At 59.7% G+C, this 15,121-nt stretch carries 15 protein-coding genes; 7 read left to right on the top strand and 8 right to left on the bottom strand.

The features are described from left to right. The first annotated feature begins 89 nt into the window (after positions 1 to 89). Together ASB65_RS01505 and ASB65_RS01510 are read left to right on the top strand one after the other, a co-directional pair. Positions 90 to 956 (top strand): LOG family protein, encoded by an 867-nt coding sequence (locus ASB65_RS01505; RefSeq protein ID WP_373426345.1) that lies wholly within the window; start codon positions 90 to 92, stop codon positions 954 to 956. Between the two features lie 166 nt (positions 957 to 1,122). Beyond that, positions 1,123 to 3,456 carry a methyl-accepting chemotaxis protein gene (locus ASB65_RS01510; RefSeq protein ID WP_060723024.1) on the top strand — a complete coding sequence of 778 codons (2,334 nt, stop codon included), beginning with the start codon at positions 1,123 to 1,125 and terminating at the stop codon, positions 3,454 to 3,456. Between the two features lie 72 nt (positions 3,457 to 3,528). Here ASB65_RS01510 and ASB65_RS01515 read toward each other — a convergent pair whose 3' ends face one another. After that, positions 3,529 to 4,473 (bottom strand): nucleoside hydrolase, encoded by a 945-nt coding sequence (locus ASB65_RS01515; protein ID WP_060723025.1) that lies wholly within the window; start codon positions 4,471 to 4,473, stop codon positions 3,529 to 3,531. 206 nt (positions 4,474 to 4,679) lie between these two features. On the opposite strand from ASB65_RS01515, the gene ASB65_RS01520 reads away from it, so the two are divergent. Both ASB65_RS01520 and ASB65_RS01525 read left to right on the top strand, forming a co-directional pair. Next, positions 4,680 to 5,105 (top strand): Hsp20 family protein, encoded by a 426-nt coding sequence (locus ASB65_RS01520; protein ID WP_060722839.1) that lies wholly within the window; start codon positions 4,680 to 4,682, stop codon positions 5,103 to 5,105. Between the two features lie 56 nt (positions 5,106 to 5,161). Next, positions 5,162 to 5,419: a DUF1150 family protein gene (locus ASB65_RS01525; protein WP_003503706.1), complete on the top strand. Its 258-nt coding sequence runs from the start codon at positions 5,162 to 5,164 to the stop codon at positions 5,417 to 5,419. A 41-nt stretch (positions 5,420 to 5,460) separates the two neighbouring features. On the opposite strand, the gene ASB65_RS01530 is transcribed toward ASB65_RS01525, so the two are convergent. Then, on the bottom strand, positions 5,461 to 6,048 hold the full coding sequence (locus tag ASB65_RS01530) for an EF-hand domain-containing protein (protein ID WP_060722840.1): 588 nt from the start codon (positions 6,046 to 6,048) through the stop codon (positions 5,461 to 5,463). Between the two features lie 100 nt (positions 6,049 to 6,148). Further along, positions 6,149 to 6,862: a pyrimidine 5'-nucleotidase gene (locus tag ASB65_RS01535; RefSeq protein ID WP_060722841.1), complete on the bottom strand. Its 714-nt coding sequence runs from the start codon at positions 6,860 to 6,862 to the stop codon at positions 6,149 to 6,151. A gap of 106 nt (positions 6,863 to 6,968) precedes the next feature. Between ASB65_RS01535 and ASB65_RS01540 the strand changes: the two genes are divergently transcribed. Continuing rightward, the gene (locus ASB65_RS01540; protein ID WP_031234219.1) at positions 6,969 to 7,886 is read left to right on the top strand and encodes a DMT family transporter; all 918 of its coding nucleotides are present in this window, start codon (positions 6,969 to 6,971) and stop codon (positions 7,884 to 7,886) included. A 46-nt stretch (positions 7,887 to 7,932) separates the two neighbouring features. Here the strand turns inward: ASB65_RS01540 and argB are convergent, their stop codons facing one another. Further along, positions 7,933 to 8,817: an acetylglutamate kinase gene (gene argB, locus ASB65_RS01545; RefSeq protein ID WP_003503698.1), complete on the bottom strand. Its 885-nt coding sequence runs from the start codon at positions 8,815 to 8,817 to the stop codon at positions 7,933 to 7,935. Positions 8,818 to 9,088: 271 nt separating this feature from the next. Here argB and ASB65_RS01550 point away from each other — a divergent pair, with 271 nt between their 5' ends. Beyond that, complete coding sequence (locus ASB65_RS01550; RefSeq protein ID WP_060722842.1) at positions 9,089 to 9,466, top strand: hypothetical protein; 378 nt, start codon at positions 9,089 to 9,091, stop codon at positions 9,464 to 9,466. Between the two features lie 12 nt (positions 9,467 to 9,478). On the opposite strand, the gene yihA is transcribed toward ASB65_RS01550, so the two are convergent. From yihA to rpmH, 4 genes are read right to left on the bottom strand one after another with little or no spacing between them, the layout of a single operon-like run. After that, positions 9,479 to 10,132, bottom strand: coding sequence for a ribosome biogenesis GTP-binding protein YihA/YsxC (gene yihA / locus ASB65_RS01555; RefSeq protein ID WP_003503694.1), 654 nt, complete (start codon positions 10,130 to 10,132; stop codon positions 9,479 to 9,481). Beyond that, positions 10,129 to 11,934 carry a membrane protein insertase YidC gene (gene yidC / locus ASB65_RS01560; protein WP_035212582.1) on the bottom strand — a complete coding sequence of 602 codons (1,806 nt, stop codon included), beginning with the start codon at positions 11,932 to 11,934 and terminating at the stop codon, positions 10,129 to 10,131. Before yidC ends, yihA begins: the two co-directional genes overlap by 4 nt. Further along, entirely contained in the window at positions 11,934 to 12,317 is a 384-nt protein-coding gene (gene rnpA, locus ASB65_RS01565; protein ID WP_003503690.1) for a ribonuclease P protein component, read from the bottom strand. Before rnpA ends, yidC begins: the two co-directional genes overlap by 1 nt. Before the next feature lie 36 nt (positions 12,318 to 12,353). Beyond that, positions 12,354 to 12,491 (bottom strand): 50S ribosomal protein L34, encoded by a 138-nt coding sequence (rpmH, locus tag ASB65_RS01570; protein ID WP_003493611.1) that lies wholly within the window; start codon positions 12,489 to 12,491, stop codon positions 12,354 to 12,356. A 351-nt stretch (positions 12,492 to 12,842) separates the two neighbouring features. Here rpmH and ASB65_RS01575 point away from each other — a divergent pair, with 351 nt between their 5' ends. Continuing rightward, entirely contained in the window at positions 12,843 to 14,891 is a 2,049-nt protein-coding gene (locus ASB65_RS01575) for a methyl-accepting chemotaxis protein (RefSeq protein ID WP_020811286.1), read from the top strand. Positions 14,892 to 15,121: the final 230 nt, after the last annotated feature.

A 15,121-nucleotide genomic window follows, 5' to 3' on the forward strand; every position in this document is an offset into this window, starting at 1 on the left:
GCCGCTGGAAGGCTTTGGTCATTTGATCTAAGGGAGTGTTGGAAAGGCGTCAATGTGATTTGGGTGATTTGGCGCGTCAGACGAAAGGCATGGAAATGACACGACTGAAAAACGGCAAGTTGCGGCGCAAGGACGGGGTATGGGACCCGTTGAAGCGCAGTGCTGTGGACAAGCAGCAGGCCGAGGTCGTTCAAAAAACACCGCAGTCGGACTCCCCGTCCTATCGCCTCGCCTATGTGGACATGGATTTTCTCTGCCGCGAGGAATTGCGCCCCGTCAGGTTGCAGCTTGAGCTTCTGAAGACGGAAATGGCGCTCACCGAGCGCGGCATAAAATCCACCGTCGTCATGTTCGGCGGCGCGCGCATTCCCGAACCCGGCGGCGAAGCCTGGGCGGCGCGCAACGAGACGCAAAAGCGCAATCTGGAACAATCCTCCGTCTATTACGATGAGGCGCGCAAGTTTGCCCGTCTTTGCACCGCCTATGCCGCAAAATCGGATCACCTCGAATATGTCGTGGTCACCGGCGGCGGTCCGGGCGTCATGGAAGCGGGCAATCGTGGTGCGGCCGATGCGGGTGGCCCGTCCATCGGCCTCAATATCGTCCTGCCGCACGAGCAGGCGCCGAACCCCTATGTGACACCGGAGCTGAGCTTCAACTTCCACTATTTCGCCATTCGCAAGATGCATTTTCTGATGCGGGCGAAGGCCGTGGTGATCTTCCCCGGCGGCTTCGGCACGCTGGACGAATTGTTTGAAGCGTTGACCCTGATCCAGACGAAGCGCATGGAGCCAATTCCTCTCATCCTGTTCGGTGAGAAATTCTGGCGATCGGTGATCAATTTCGAGTTCCTGGCGGACTTCGGCACTATTGCGCCTGAAGATATGAATCTTCTGCATTTTGCTGAAACGGCTGACGATGCATGGAGAATCATCTCGGCCCACTACGAACACTGATTATGCTTGGCGCGACGAAGTAATTTTAGGGCTTAATTAGCAATCTTCTTCTAATTTTGCCCCGTCGCGCTGCAGCGCACTGTCCCAAGGGGACGGGCCTCCATGACGGAGATTTATCATCCGTTGAAGTCAGCCTTTTCAGGCGGGCGATTTGATCGAGGCCAAAATGTTCAATTTCCAAGTGAAGTCGCTTGCGACCAAGCTGATCCTCGTAACCGGCTGCGCTATCACCACGGTTCTCGTTGCATCGAATTCCTTCCTCATTTCCCAGACGAGTGAGCGCGTGCACGCGCTGACCATGGATCAGGCCAATACCGAAGCGCGCGCCATCGCCAACGTCATCGCCGCTGATGTGGGTGAACTCGGCAGCGCCGCACGCTCCATGGCCGGTGTCATCGGCCGTGCGCATCAGGCGAAATCAATGGATCGCCCCGGCATCGTCAACATCCTGAAGGCCAATGTCGAGCAGAACGCCTTTGCCTTTGGCAGCTGGTTCTGTGAGCAGCTCGGCCTTTTTGACGGCCAGACGATGGAGATCGCCAACAGGCTCGATCTCGGCACCAATGCCACCGGCGCCTTCGCTCCTTACTGGTCGAAAACCCAGAAGGGCGAAATCCAGTTCTCGACGTTCAAGAATGATTATGCGGCGGAATGGTATGCGCTTGCCGCCAAATCCGGTAAAGGCGCGATCACGCAGCCCTATCTCGCCGAAGGCACGGAAGTGCCGACGACGATGACGTCACTTGCCTATCCCGTCATGTCTGACGGCAAGATGATCGGTGTGGCTGGTGTCGATATCTCGCTGGCCTCGCTGTCGCAGAAGCTGCAGGCGCTGCATCCTTTCGAGACCGGCCGCGTGACGCTCGTTTCGCAGGGCGGCCAGTGGCTGGTGCCGCCGACGCCCGAACAGAACATGAAGGCCTATGACGGAGACGGAGCAAGCACCGTTCAGGCGGCAATCACGTCAGGCAAGCAGGGCCTCATCGAAAATCTCCGCGTTGATACGGACGCGCCCTATAACCGTCTCGTTTATCCCTTTGCCGTTCCCGGCCTCAACGCGACCTGGGTGGTGCTGGTGGATATTCCCCATCAGGCCCTGAACGCACCGGTTCAGGAACAGACCTACATGATGATCATCGGCGCGATTGTCATTCTCGCCGCCGTCATCACCGCACTTTATTTCGCCGTGCGTTATTTTGTTCGCAATCCGCTTGCCTCGCTGGTTTCCGATGTCAGGACACTGAGTGACGGCCGCTACGATGTGCCGGTTTCCGGACAGGAACGCCGGGATGAAACGGGCGCCGTGGCCACCGCGCTTGAAGGTTTCCGCGCGAAGCTTGCCGGCATCCGCGAGATGGAGGCTGAAGCCGACGCCCAGCGTGGTCACGCCGAGACGGAGCGCCAGCGATCCGAATTCGAGCGCAACGAGAACAGCCGCATGCAGCAGCACATTGTCGGCGTGCTGGGTGCAGGCCTCAATGCGCTTTCGCAGGGCAATCTCACCTACCGCATCGAGGACGAGTTCCCGGGCGAATATGCGAAGCTGCGCGAGGACTTCAACTTGGCGCTCGCCAGCCTCGAGGAAACCGTTTCCACGGTCAACGCAACCGCCGTCAGCATCGGCAACGGTACGGGTGAGATCACCCGCGCCGCCAGCGATCTTTCGCACCGCACGGAACAGCAGGCCGCAAGCCTGGAGGAAACCGCTGCCGCCCTCAATGAGTTGACCGCACAGGTCAATTCCAGTGCGGAAAACGCCGCACAGGCGGCCGGCGCCGTCAGCCATGCCTGCGACGACGCCGGCAAGTCGGGCGAGGTCGTGCAGCAGGCCGTGAACTCCATGGAAGGCATCGCGCAATCCTCGGCCGAAATTTCCCGTATCATCGGTGTTATCGACGAGATTGCCTTCCAGACCAACCTTCTGGCGCTGAACGCGGGCGTCGAAGCTGCCCGCGCGGGTGATGCCGGCAAGGGCTTTGCCGTCGTCGCGCAGGAAGTACGCGAACTGGCACAACGGTCCGCCACCGCCGCCAAGGAGATCAAGGGCCTCATCAACACTTCGGCCACCCAGGTTGGCGAGGGCGTCCAGCTGGTCGGCAAGGCCGGTGAGACGATGAAAAAGATCGCCGATCAGGTTATGCAGATCAACCAGCTGATACGGCAGATCTCCGCCTCCGCCAGCGAACAGGCAGTGGGTCTGAAGGAGATCAATTCCGCCGTTACCCAGATGGATCAGGTTACCCAGCAGAATGCGGCGATGGTGGAAGAAACTACCGCGGCGAGTGTAACGCTGAACAGCGAGGCGGAAACGCTGAAATCGCTCGTTGCCGGTTTCTCCGTTTCCGGTGGTCATTCCAGCCAGCAATTGCGCGCCACTGCCGCGGCGATGCGCGCACCCGCCGCTCCGGCGCAGGCATCGGGCCGCCCGGCCGCGCAACGCGCCCGTCCGAGAACCAGCGGCGCAAACGCGCTGGCGCAGGATGACTGGACGGAGTTCTGACGCGCCATTTCCGCCTCAAATAAAAAGGGCCGCTGGTATCGCCAGCGGCCCTTTTTTTCATGTCCGCTTCCGTCAGAGACGGGCTAAACGTTCCGTCAGCAACTCGAAGAAACCGTCGGCATCCACATTGCGCATAACGCGGGCATTGGCGGGACGTTCGGTAACATTCCACCAGTCCACCACGGTCATGCCCATGGTCAGTTCGGAATGGACCTCGATTTCGACGTTGCACTCGCGACCCTGAAACAGTTCGGGTTTGACGAGATAGGCAATGACGCTCGGATCATGCAGCGGGCCGCCATCCGAACCGTATTTTTCGATGTCGAAGCGTTCGAAGAATTCCAGCATTTCCGCCATGGCGATGGCCGGCCGTGTGCCGATCTCGCGAATGCGGCTGACCCGGGCCTTGGTCGTCAGCAACTGATGGGTGACATCGAGCGGCATCATCACAACAGGCATGCCGGAGCGGAAGACGATGTCGGCGGCCTGCGGGTCGACATAGATGTTGAATTCCGCTGCCGGCGTGATGTTGCCGCCCTCGAAGAAGCCGCCGCCCATCATCACCAGTTCCTTGACTCGATCGGCGATCTCAGGCGCCTTCAGGAGCGCCAGCGCCACATTAGTCAGCGCGCCGAGCGTGCAGAGCGTTACCGTGCCGGCGGGCTCGCGCATCACCGTCTCGATGATGAAATCGACCGCGTGCTGCTTTTGCGCCTCCATGGACGGTTCGTCGAGAACCGGGCCGTCAAGGCCGGTGCTGCCGTGAACATGTTCGGCGGTGATGGGCTTGCGCACCAGCGGCTTTTCGGCGCCTTCGTAGACTGGAATATCGGTACGTCCGCACAGTTCGCAGATGATGCGGATGTTGCGGCTGGTCAGCTTCAGCGGAACGTTGCCGGCGACGGCGCACAATCCGAGAATGTCGATTTCCTCCGGGCTTGCGAAAGCGAGCATGATTGCCGCCGCGTCGTCCTGGCCGGGATCGGTGTCGATGATGATTTTTCTGCGTTCTGCCATGTCTTGCCCGCCGTTGAGATGAGCGCTTTTTTCGAGCGGCGGGTGCTCACTTGTCAAGCCTCATTCCTCCGGCTCCTCTTTGCCCTGCGTCTCGTCTTGCGCATCGTGGTTCGGCTTCCCATATTGCTGGGGCCGGTGCGATTGACCGGCAAGGTTGCCGGAAGCGGGACCGCGAAACGTCGCTTGGTTGCAAGGACAGAAGAGACATGAGCCGCATGACGCCATTCACCCACCCGCTTCTGCTGGGTTTTGATGCCATGGAAAAAACGCTGGAGCGCATGGCGAAGGCCAATGACGGCTATCCTCCCTACAACATAGAGCGCCTGCCCGGCAGCGAAGATGTGCCGGAGCGCCTGCGCATCACCATCGCAGTTGCCGGGTTTTCGCAGGACGATCTGGATGTGACGACGGCCGATAACCAGCTCGTCATTCGGGGACGACAGCAGGAACAGGAGAAGCGCGATTTTCTCTATCGCGGCATCGCAGCGCGCCAGTTCCAGCGGGTATTCGTGCTTGCCGATGGCATGCAGGTCAGGGAAGCGCGCCTGCGCAACGGCCTTCTTTCCATCGATCTGGTCCGGCCGGAAATTTCAAACGTGGTGAAGAAAATTAATATTTCCGTCTCAGAGTAGAACGTGAACGCCAGAATCCGACACGAATCGCTCGGCGTGAAGAAGGAGGCTGAAATATGCTTTTGAAAGAAGCGCATGCGCGTCTCACCCAATCCCAGCTCGCCCATATCGGCGAAGGAGAAGTGGGATATATCCGCAAGATCCGGGCGGAAGACGTCAGCCGCTGTTTCCCGGAAGCGCCTGATCTCGATCCGCAATTGGATCTTTGGGCACTGTTCGGTGCGGATGGTACGCCGATCCTCCTCACGGACAACCGTTCAAGCACGTTTTTCAAGGCTGCCGAAGACGATCTCAAGACCGTCAGCCTGCATTGAATAAAAAAGCCCGCTTTTGAGCGGGCTTTATGCTTAGTGGATCAAAGGAACGGGCGGTCCGGCATGTCGTCGATGGAGATGACGCCGTCCTTGTTCCTGTCCAGCCGTTCGAACATCTTTTCGCCGGCGGCGGTGAATTCGGCCTTGCTGACCTGACCGTTCTCGTCGGTATCGGCCATGCGGAACAGTGCGTAGGCTCCACCCTTGCCGCCATGTTTGCCCCAGCCCTGACGGCCGCCATGTTCGCGCTCGGCGCGCTTGCCCTCGGGACCCTTGCCTTCATCCGCCTTGGCTTCCTCCCGCTCCGGACGCGGATGGGCGGCGCGGAAGGCTTCCATCTTCGCCTGGCGGTATTCGCGGATTTCCTTCGGCGTAATCGAGCCGTCCTTGTCCTTGTCGATCTCTGTGAAGAGCGCGTCCTGACGGGCGGCGAATTCCTCCTTCGAAATCTTGCCGTCCTTGTTGGCGTCGGCCACCTTCAGCAGGTGAACGAAAGCCGCTTCCGGCCGGATCGGCATGCGATCCTTGTGGCCCTTGCCGGGCGCGGCGAAAGTGGCCGTTGCGGCCGTGCTGAGCACAAGGGCTGCGCCAAGAGCAGAGAGGGCGATTTTGCGTGTGGTCATCGTCATTACCTTTCTTTGGTGTCCCTGAAGAAAAGATAGTGACGTCCAGCAAGCCTCACCACTTAAACATCCGTAAGGTGGATGAAGCTTCGGTAATGTTCGCTGCTCAGCGGGTGATGGTTTTCGTCAGGAAGCCGGTCAGGTCGTCGGTGATGTAGTCGATATGCTCATCTGTCACGGCCGGAATTTCCCAGCGTTCCATGATGACGCCCTCAAGATTTGAAGGCACGAGCAACACGGTCTTCATGCCCAGCGCCTTGGGGGCGGCAAGATTGCGCGGCAGATCCTCGAACATGGCGGCTTTTTTCGTGTCGAGTTTCGCAAGTGCGGCGAATTTCTCATAGGTCGCGCTAGCTGGTTTAGGCAGATAGCCTGCGGCGACGATATCGAAAATATCCTCGAAGTGATCGAGAACACCGAGCGCGCCGGCGGCGGCCTGCGCGTGTTTCACGCTGCCATTGGTGAGGATGAACTTGCGACCGGGCAAAGCCTTGATTGCCTCACCAAGTTCCGGATGCGGTTTCAGTGCCGAATAATCTATGGCATGGGCGCGTTCCAGAAACTCGTCCGGGCTGATGCCGTAATGGATCATCAGGCCCTGCAGCGTCGTGCCGTGGTCGTGATAATACCGTTTCTGCAGCGCCCGGGCTTCCTCGGGGTCAAGCTTCAGAAGCTCCGCCACATAGGCCGTCATGTTTCGATCGATCTGCGAAAACAGATTGATGTGATGCGGATAGAGCGTGTTGTCGAGATCGAAGACCCATTCGCTCACATGGTCGAAATCGGCGGCTTCGGGCAGGTTTTTCGGCTTTGTGTCCATGGGCTGCTTTATGCCCGTTTCGAATGCCGAAGAAAATCGAAAAGACGACGATTGACCAGAAAATCGGGCTTGGCTGCGGCCTCCGGCGCATGATACCGCCAAAGCCATGGAACTCTGGATAGGCATTACTTTCGCAAGCGCGTTCTTGCAGAACCTGCGCTCGACCCTGCAAAAGCACCTCAAGGGCATGATGGGCACCACGGGCGCGACCTTTGTGCGCTTCGTGTTCGGCATGCCCTTCGCTCTCGCCTATCTCGCTTTTCTGCATTTCGGGCTCGGTCGCCCGCTCCCAGTGCCCAACATGTCCTTCGCTTTGTGGGCGACGGTCGGGGCCATGGCGCAAATTGCCGCCACGTTCCTGCTGGTGCACCTGTTCTCCTTCCGCAACTTTGCAGTGGGAACGGCCTATTCCCGCACAGAGCCGGCGCAGGCGGCACTGTTCGCGCTTATCTTCATCGGTGAAAGCGTCAATGGCGGCACATTGGCTGCTATCGCCATCTCGGTCGCCGGTGTCATGCTGATTTCGGTGGCACGCACGGAAGTCACGCCCGCTTCCTTCCTGACCTCGATCTTCAGCCGGACGGCGGTCATCGGCCTCGCCTCAGGCGCTTTCTTCGGCCTGTCGTCGGTTGCCTACCGATCGGCATCGCTCGCGCTTGCGCCGAGCCTTCCCGTTCCGGACGCGATGATGCAGGCGGGCTTCACGCTCGTCGTCGTCATCGTCATGCAGACGGTGTCGATGTTCCTGTGGATCATCTGGCGCGAGCGGGAAGAATTGCGGCGTATCGCCAAGGTTTGGAAACCGTCGCTTGCTGTCGGTTTCGTGGGCGCCACGGCCTCATTCGGCTGGTTCACGGCGATGACCCTGCAGCAGGCCGCCGTGGTGAAGGCGCTGGCGCAGGTGGAGATGCTCTTCGCCTTCGCCTCGACCGTGCTCTTCTTCAAGGAGAAGATCAACCGGCTCGAACTCTCCGGTTGCCTGCTGATTGTGGTGGGTGTGCTGTCGCTTCTGGCATTCGGTTGAAGGCCTGTCGTGGCGGACAGGCTTGCCGTCCGCCACCTGAAGCACATCAGGGCACGATGAGCGTGCCGGCGCCTTCCGTGAAGATTTCCAGAAGGACGGAATGGGGCGTCTTGCCGTTGAGGATCACCACGCCCTGAACACCGGCCTTGATGGCGTCGATGCAGGTCTCGACCTTCGGGATCATGCCACCGGAAATCGTGCCGTCCTTGATGAGCGCACGCGCCTGCGAGACGGTGAGTTCCTTGATGAGTTCCTTGTTCTTGTCGAGAACGCCGGGAACGTCGGTGAGAAACAGCAGACGCGAGGCGTGAAGCGCGCCCGCAATCGCGCCGGCGAAGGTATCGGCGTTGATATTGTAGGTGGCGCCATCGCGGCCAGGCGCGACCGGGGCGATGACCGGGATCATTTCCGACTTGGCGAGCAGGTCGAGCAGGGTGCGGTCGACTTCGGTGACTTCGCCGACGAAGCCGAGATCGAGCACACGTTCGATATTGCTGTCAGGATCGATGACGGTCTTTTTCGCCTTTTCGGCGAAGACCATGTTACCGTCCTTGCCGCACAGGCCGATCGCCCATTCACCCGTCTGGTTGATGAGGGCGACGATTTCCTTGTTGATCGATCCGGCCAGAACCATTTCGACGATCTCGACCGTCTTGGCGTCGGTAACGCGAAGGCCGCCCTCGAACTTCGATTCGATGCCCATCTTGGTCAGCATCGCGCCGATCTGCGGGCCGCCGCCATGCACGACGATCGGGTTTATGCCTGATTGCTTCAACAGCGCGATGTCTTCCGCGAAAGCCTTGCCGAGTGTGGAATCCCCCATGGCGTGGCCGCCATATTTCACCACGATGGTCTTGTTCTCGTATTTCTGCATAAAAGGCAGAGCCTGTGCGAGCAGCCGCGCCTGAGTTTCGCTTTCGGAAGACGTCATCTAAAAACCTCGGTCTGTGGTTGCGGCTGTTGAGAGCCTGTCACCGCTCTAAAGCAAGTCTTTGACGGATGAAATAACCTCTCGGCCTTATTGTGTCGGCAGCAGTCAAATTTCTTTTTTTTGGCGTTCCGGGCCCTGTAATGCGATTGACATAAAGGCCCAATGGGACCAGCCTTGCAGGGGAAAGGGGAGGGGTTAATTCAGGGCGACAGAAGATGTCGCGCGCCGCGCAAGCGATGCTGACCTGAACGACCGAGGAGCGAGAGGCCACATGACGGCACCCGATCGAGACAAGCAAAGCGGTTTGCGGGACGAAGTCCTTGCGGGCGAATATGTGCTGGGTGCCTTGCCGCCGGAAAGCATGGCGGAGCTTGCCAAACGCATCAAACGTGACCGCCAGTTCGCGGCCATGGTCAGGCGCTGGCGGGACAATCTGGCGGAAACCGAAAACCGCGAAAATGCGACCGTCGCCGCGCCGCTGGAACGGGATCCAAACCGCTCCGGCCTGCCATTCAGGAGCCAGCCGCTGCGCGGTGGCAGCATGTTCGCAGCCATGCTTTCGGAGGTCTGGCATTCGGTGCGCTTCTGGCGTCTTCTGGCACTGACGGCGATGCTGTGGACCGCCGTTCTGCTTTTCACTATCGCCTGAGGGGCGCGCCTCTCAAAGGGAGATCGTTCTGACGATCTCGGCCCGCAGGCTATCCAGCCCGAATGATTTTTCCGAGGACGTGGCGAGAACTTCCGGATAGGCGGCAGGGCGCTTGCGGATTTTTTCCAGCGTTTCGCCGATCAGCCGCGGAACGCCGACATCCTTGATCTTGTCCGTCTTCGTCAGCACGATCTGGTAGGACACGGCGGCCTTGTCGAGCAGGGTCAGAACCTCCTCGTCATTCTTTTTCACGCCATGGCGGGAATCGATCAGCACGTAAACGCGCTTCAGCGTCGCACGGCCGCGCAGATAATCGAAGACAAGCTTCGTCCAGGCGTCAACATGATCCTTGGGGGCCTGCGCATAACCGTAACCGGGCATGTCGACCAGCGCCATCGGCGGCAGGTCGCCCGCTTCGCCGGAATAACCATCCGGAACGAAGTAGTTGAGTTCCTGCGTGCGTCCGGGCGTGTTGGACGTGCGGGCAAGCCCCTTGTGGCCCACCAGCGCATTGATGAGCGAGGACTTGCCGACATTCGAACGACCGGCGAAGGCAATCTCCGGCGGGCCTTCGGGCGGCAGGAATTTCATTGCGGGAACGCCGCGAATGAAAATCCAGGGTCGCCCGAACAGGGGCTTTTCGGTTGCCGTGCCGGTCTCACTCATTTCGATTGCACCGGCTTTCGCTTGAACAGCCCCTTGATATTATCGAACAGCTCGATCTTGGCGCCCTGGCGCTTCATGATGACGGCCTGCTGGGTGATGGAGAGCGTATTGTTCCATGCCCAGTAGATGACCAGACCGGCCGGGAAGGAGGCCAGCATGAAGGTGAAGATCAGCGGCATCCAGTTGAAGATCATTGCCTGCGTCGGATCGGGCGGCGTCGGGTTCATGCGCATCTGCAGGAACATGGTGATGCCCATGACCAGCGGCCAGACGCCGATCATCAGGAAATGCGGCACGTCGTAAGGCAGAAGGCCGAACAGGTTGAAGAGCGATGTCGGATCGGGCGCGGAAAGGTCGTGAATCCAGCCGAAGAACGGTGCATGCCGCATTTCGATGGTGACGTAGATGACCTTGTAGAGCGCGAAGAAGACCGGAATCTGCAGAAGCATCGGCCAGCAGCCGGCAACCGGATTGATCTTCTCTTCCTTGTAGAGCTGCATCATCGCCTGCTGCATGGCCATGCGGTCATCGCCATGCTTGGCCTTCAGCTCCTCCATCTTCGGCTGCACGCGCTTCATGTTCGCCATGGAAGCATATTGCTTGCTGGCGAGCGGGAAGAAGAGCGCCTTGACGACGATGGTGGTGAGCAGGATGGCCACGCCGAAATTGCCAAAATAACGGAAGAAGAAATCCATCATTTTGAACATCGGCTTGGTGATGAAGTAGAACCAGCCCCAGTCGATCAGAAGGTCGAACTTCGGAATGGAATATTCTTTTTCATAGCGGTCGACCAGCGGCACTTCCTTGGCGCCGGCGAAGACAAGGCTCTTCAGCTCGATGGACTGGCCGGGCTCGACCGTCATCGTGTCGCTCTTGAAATCCGCCTGATAGCTCGGCTGATTGCCGGTGATATGCGAAAAGCGGGTTTCGAACGGCGTTGTCTGCGGCGGAACGATGGCAGCAGCCCAATATTTGTCAGTAATGCCGAGCCAGCCGCCGGTTGCCTTGGCAATAGTTACCGGTGCTTCTTCAACATCCTTGTATTTTTCTTCCGTCAGGCTGCCGTCTTTGCCCGAAACGCCGAGAAAGCCTTCATGGATGACGAAGACGGGCGGGATGGCCGGCTTGTTGTTGCGCGTCACGCGGCCATAGGTGGCGAAGGAGACCGCAGCCTGTCCCGGGTTCTCGACCTTGTCGGCGACCGAGATCATGTAATGCTCGTCGATCGAAATCGTACGGGAGAAAATCACGCCCTTGGAATTGGTGTAGGTGAGGGTGACCGGGGTGGTTTCCGTCAGCTTCTCGCCGCTTGCCAGCGTCCAGACGGTGGTCGGACCGGGAACGCCGCCGACTTCCTGTGCAGCAACAAAACCGAGTTCGGTGAAGTAGCCGTCCTTGGTGTCGGAGGGCGAGAACAGCGTGATGATCGGGCTCGAGTCATCAACGGTCTCATGGTAATCCTTGAGCCGGATGTCATCGAAACGGGCGCCGGCGAGATTGATCGAACCGGCGATGGCGTTGGTGTCGATGGCCACACGCTGGGTTCTTGCAATTGACTCTTCACGGGTCGCCGTTGCGGCGGTCTGCGGCGAAGAGGCGGGCGGGGTGCCTTCGACGGCTGCACCCGGCGCGGCACCGGGTGCCGGCTGCTGTTGCTGCGTCGTCTGCTGCTGCTGCGCCTGGCGGGCCTCTTCGGCGCGGCGCTGCTGCTCGATACGCGGATTCATGTAAAGGAATTGCCAGGCGAGGACGATGACAACCGAAAGGGCTATCGCGATGAAGTAATTGCGGTTCTTTTCCATCATTCTTTCCTGGAGCGGGTCTCCTGGGACCGTTTCGGTTTCGCCGTTCCTTCAATGCGCTCGGCAAGGAGAGACTGAAGTTTCGGGAAGGCTGTATCGAGCACATCCCTGCGGGCGACAATCACATAGTCATGACCGGGCTTCATTGCGACCCCGGCAGAAAGCCTGACGGCTTCCCTGAGACGGCGGCGCATGCGATTTCGCTCGACCGCGTTGCCTTGTCTTTTTGTTACGGTAAAACCGACGCGAGGCTCGGTTTCCGGGGCTTTCCGGTCAAGCACTTCCAGAAGAAAGGTGCTTCCCCGCCGTTTTTCCCCCGCCTGAACGGCAAGAAACTCCGACCGGTTTTTAAGCCGGCCGGGGTGTTTTTCAGTCTTGCTCATGTGCCCACGACTTTCATCGGGCCACAGGCTCGGCAATTAAGCCGACAGACGTGCGCGGCCGCGCGCACGGCGGGCTGCGAGAACCTTGCGGCCGCCGGCGGTAGCCATGCGGGCACGGAAACCATGACGACGCTTGCGAACAAGCTTGGACGGTTGGTAAGTACGCTTCGACATTTATTTAATACCGCGGTGTGCGGCCCTTCTTGAATTTGCAATTATTTGCAAGAGCGTTTCGTTTTTTGCACGGCTAACCCCGCCTGGGCGAGCTTTCAATGGCCGAGCGTGCGCGGCTTATAAGGGCATAGGCCGAGCAAAGTCAATTGCCGAAGGGGTTTTCGCGGTTCACCTTTTGCGGAAAACGCACCGCAATCTCCTTCGCCGACTGCCTATAGAGGCTGATTCCGACGCGCAATCGATAAAATCCGAAATTCTTTCTTAACGCCGCATTGATAAATCTTGTGACGCGAAAAGTTATGCCAGCTTCCCATTTTCATTGCGCGGCTGGTTTTTGTTGGGGGAACGAAATTGAGAATTCGCGGTCGTATCAATCTACTTGTCGGGCTTATGAGCCTTGTTGCCTGCACCATCGGCGGGCTGTCCATCTATGCGATCAACGAATTCCGGGTCCGGTCGCATCATTTCGAGGAAGCTGCCGAAAGGGCCTACAAGGGTGAGGCGCTTAACCGTCTGGTGACGGCGGTCGTCATGGAGGCGCGTGGTGTCTATGCGGCAGCCGATGTGGCCGCAGCCACCCCCTTTGCCGACGGCATGGTCAAAAACCTCGATGCCATGGAAAAGCTGATTGCCAGCTGGGCTCCGCTCGTGCCGGCGGAACAGCGGGCGAGTTTCGACAAGCTTGTCGGCCGGTCCAAGGAATTCCGGACCTTCCGTCTGGAGACTGTCCGACTGGCGAAGGAGAGCGGGCCGCAGGCAGCCGCCCAGCAGGGCAACAATGAGGCGAACCGCGCCAACCGCAAGGCCTATCAGGCGGAGATCGATGGTGTCGTGAAAAACGACATTGCCGAACTGGAAGTCGTAAAGGCAGGAATGGATTCTTTCAGCACCGCCATATTCTGGGCGATCGTCGCGGTGACGGTTGCAGGTGTCGGCGCGGGAGCCGCCTTCGGTCTCTACATCGGAACGCGGCAGCTCAGCGCGCCCATCCGCCGGGTTTCGCAGGTGATGAATGCGGTGGCCGATGGAAATCTGGACGCGGAAGTCCCCTATCTCGGCCGCAACGACGAGATCGGCGAAATGGCTGCCGCCGTCGAGGTCTTCAAGAACAACGGCCGCGAGGTGCGCCGCATGAATGCGCAGGAGACCGCCATGCGCGCCAAGAGCGACGACCTGCAGGCCGGCATGGCCGTCGTCGTCGACGCTGCGGCCCAGGGCGATTTCAGCCGCCGCATCAACAAGGATTATGGCGACGAAAACCTCAATCGTTTCGCCGCGACGATCAATTCGCTCCTCACGGGGGTCCATAACGGCGTATCCGAGACCAGCCGCGTCATTGAAGGTCTGGCGCGGGGTGATCTGACGGAGAGGATGGACGGCGAGTTCCGCGGCGTGTTCGGCGAACTCCAGGAGAACGTCAACCAGACGCTGACCAAGCTGCGCGAGACAATGAGGGAGGTGCGCGGCAGCACGGAAGGCATCAGCGGCAACGCAAGCGAACTGCGCTCGGCGGCCGACGACCTGTCGAAGCGGACGGAACAGCAGGCTGCGGCGCTGGAGGAAACCTCCGCCGCACTGGACGAAATCACCGCCGTCGTCCGCAATTCCACCGACCGTGCGCAGGAAGCCAGCGCCATGGTTGCCGAAACCAAGCAGAAGACGGAGGAATCCGCCAGTGTCGTGCGCGATGCCGTCTCCGCCATGGATCGCATCGAGCATGCCTCGCGTGAAATCAGCCAGATCATCAACGTCATTGACGAGATCGCCTTCCAGACGAACCTTCTCGCGCTGAACGCAGGCGTGGAAGCGGCACGTGCCGGCGAGGCCGGCAAGGGCTTCGCCGTCGTCGCGCAGGAAGTGCGGGAACTGGCGCAGCGTTCCGCAACGGCTGCGAAGGACATCAAGGCGCTGATCACCAAATCCGGCCAGGAGGTCGGACGCGGCGTGTCGCTGGTGCAGAAAACCGGCAGCGCACTGAGCGAGATCGAGACCCGCGTTCTGGCGATCAATGAGCACATCCATTCGATCGCCACGGCGGCCAGGGAGCAGTCCACCGGTCTGCACGAGGTGAATACCGCCATCAACCAGATGGATCAGGTGACGCAGCGCAATGCTGCCATGGTGGAGGAGACCTCGGCCGCAACCCACAAGCTGAGCAGCGAGGCGGATCATCTCGTGACGCTGGTGACTCGTTTCAATGTTGGCGCCGAAAATGTGCAGCACAGCCACCGTTTCGAGCAGCCCGCAAGACCGGTAACGGCATCCACCGGACCGGTTGCGGTCTCCGGCAGGACGGCGGCGGTGGCGTCCCCGGCCCGCAAATTGATGAACAGCGTCAGTCGTGCACTCAATGCCCAGCCCGCTGCAGCACCGGCGCATGGCGACTGGCAGGAATTCTAGGCGACCTGCAGTTCCGCTTCAAACAGGCTTACGCTGCGAACGCCGCCCTTTTCGGGCGGCGTTTGTTTTCCGGCAATGAAAACGTTTGTTTTGCAGCGCATTGGAAAAATATCCATTAGGTCCTATTATCGTCGCTGCATATAAACCGAGCCGTTCCACGCAAGCAGCGGCGCGCATACAGGATCATGGCCCGGTGTTTTCTAAAGGCGTAGACAGCTTGGACCGCACGC

It is taken from the genome of Agrobacterium tumefaciens str. B6 (genome assembly GCF_001541315.1).
GTDB lineage: Bacteria > Pseudomonadota > Alphaproteobacteria > Rhizobiales > Rhizobiaceae > Agrobacterium > Agrobacterium radiobacter.

Coding starts and splice junctions, on each gene's coding strand:
- ASB65_RS01505 (WP_373426345.1), top strand. CDS start 90: ATGGAAATGACACGACTGAAAAACGGCAAGTTGCGGCGCAAGGACGGG.
- ASB65_RS01510 (WP_060723024.1), top strand. CDS start 1,123: ATGTTCAATTTCCAAGTGAAGTCGCTTGCGACCAAGCTGATCCTCGTA.
- ASB65_RS01515 (WP_060723025.1), bottom strand. CDS start 4,473: ATGGCAGAACGCAGAAAAATCATCATCGACACCGATCCCGGCCAGGAC.
- ASB65_RS01520 (WP_060722839.1), top strand. CDS start 4,680: ATGAGCCGCATGACGCCATTCACCCACCCGCTTCTGCTGGGTTTTGAT.
- ASB65_RS01525 (WP_003503706.1), top strand. CDS start 5,162: ATGCTTTTGAAAGAAGCGCATGCGCGTCTCACCCAATCCCAGCTCGCC.
- ASB65_RS01530 (WP_060722840.1), bottom strand. CDS start 6,048: ATGACGATGACCACACGCAAAATCGCCCTCTCTGCTCTTGGCGCAGCC.
- ASB65_RS01535 (WP_060722841.1), bottom strand. CDS start 6,862: ATGGACACAAAGCCGAAAAACCTGCCCGAAGCCGCCGATTTCGACCAT.
- ASB65_RS01540 (WP_031234219.1), top strand. CDS start 6,969: ATGGAACTCTGGATAGGCATTACTTTCGCAAGCGCGTTCTTGCAGAAC.
- argB (WP_003503698.1), bottom strand. CDS start 8,817: ATGACGTCTTCCGAAAGCGAAACTCAGGCGCGGCTGCTCGCACAGGCT.
- ASB65_RS01550 (WP_060722842.1), top strand. CDS start 9,089: ATGACGGCACCCGATCGAGACAAGCAAAGCGGTTTGCGGGACGAAGTC.
- yihA (WP_003503694.1), bottom strand. CDS start 10,132: ATGAGTGAGACCGGCACGGCAACCGAAAAGCCCCTGTTCGGGCGACCC.
- yidC (WP_035212582.1), bottom strand. CDS start 11,934: ATGGAAAAGAACCGCAATTACTTCATCGCGATAGCCCTTTCGGTTGTC.
- rnpA (WP_003503690.1), bottom strand. CDS start 12,317: ATGAGCAAGACTGAAAAACACCCCGGCCGGCTTAAAAACCGGTCGGAG.
- rpmH (WP_003493611.1), bottom strand. CDS start 12,491: ATGTCGAAGCGTACTTACCAACCGTCCAAGCTTGTTCGCAAGCGTCGT.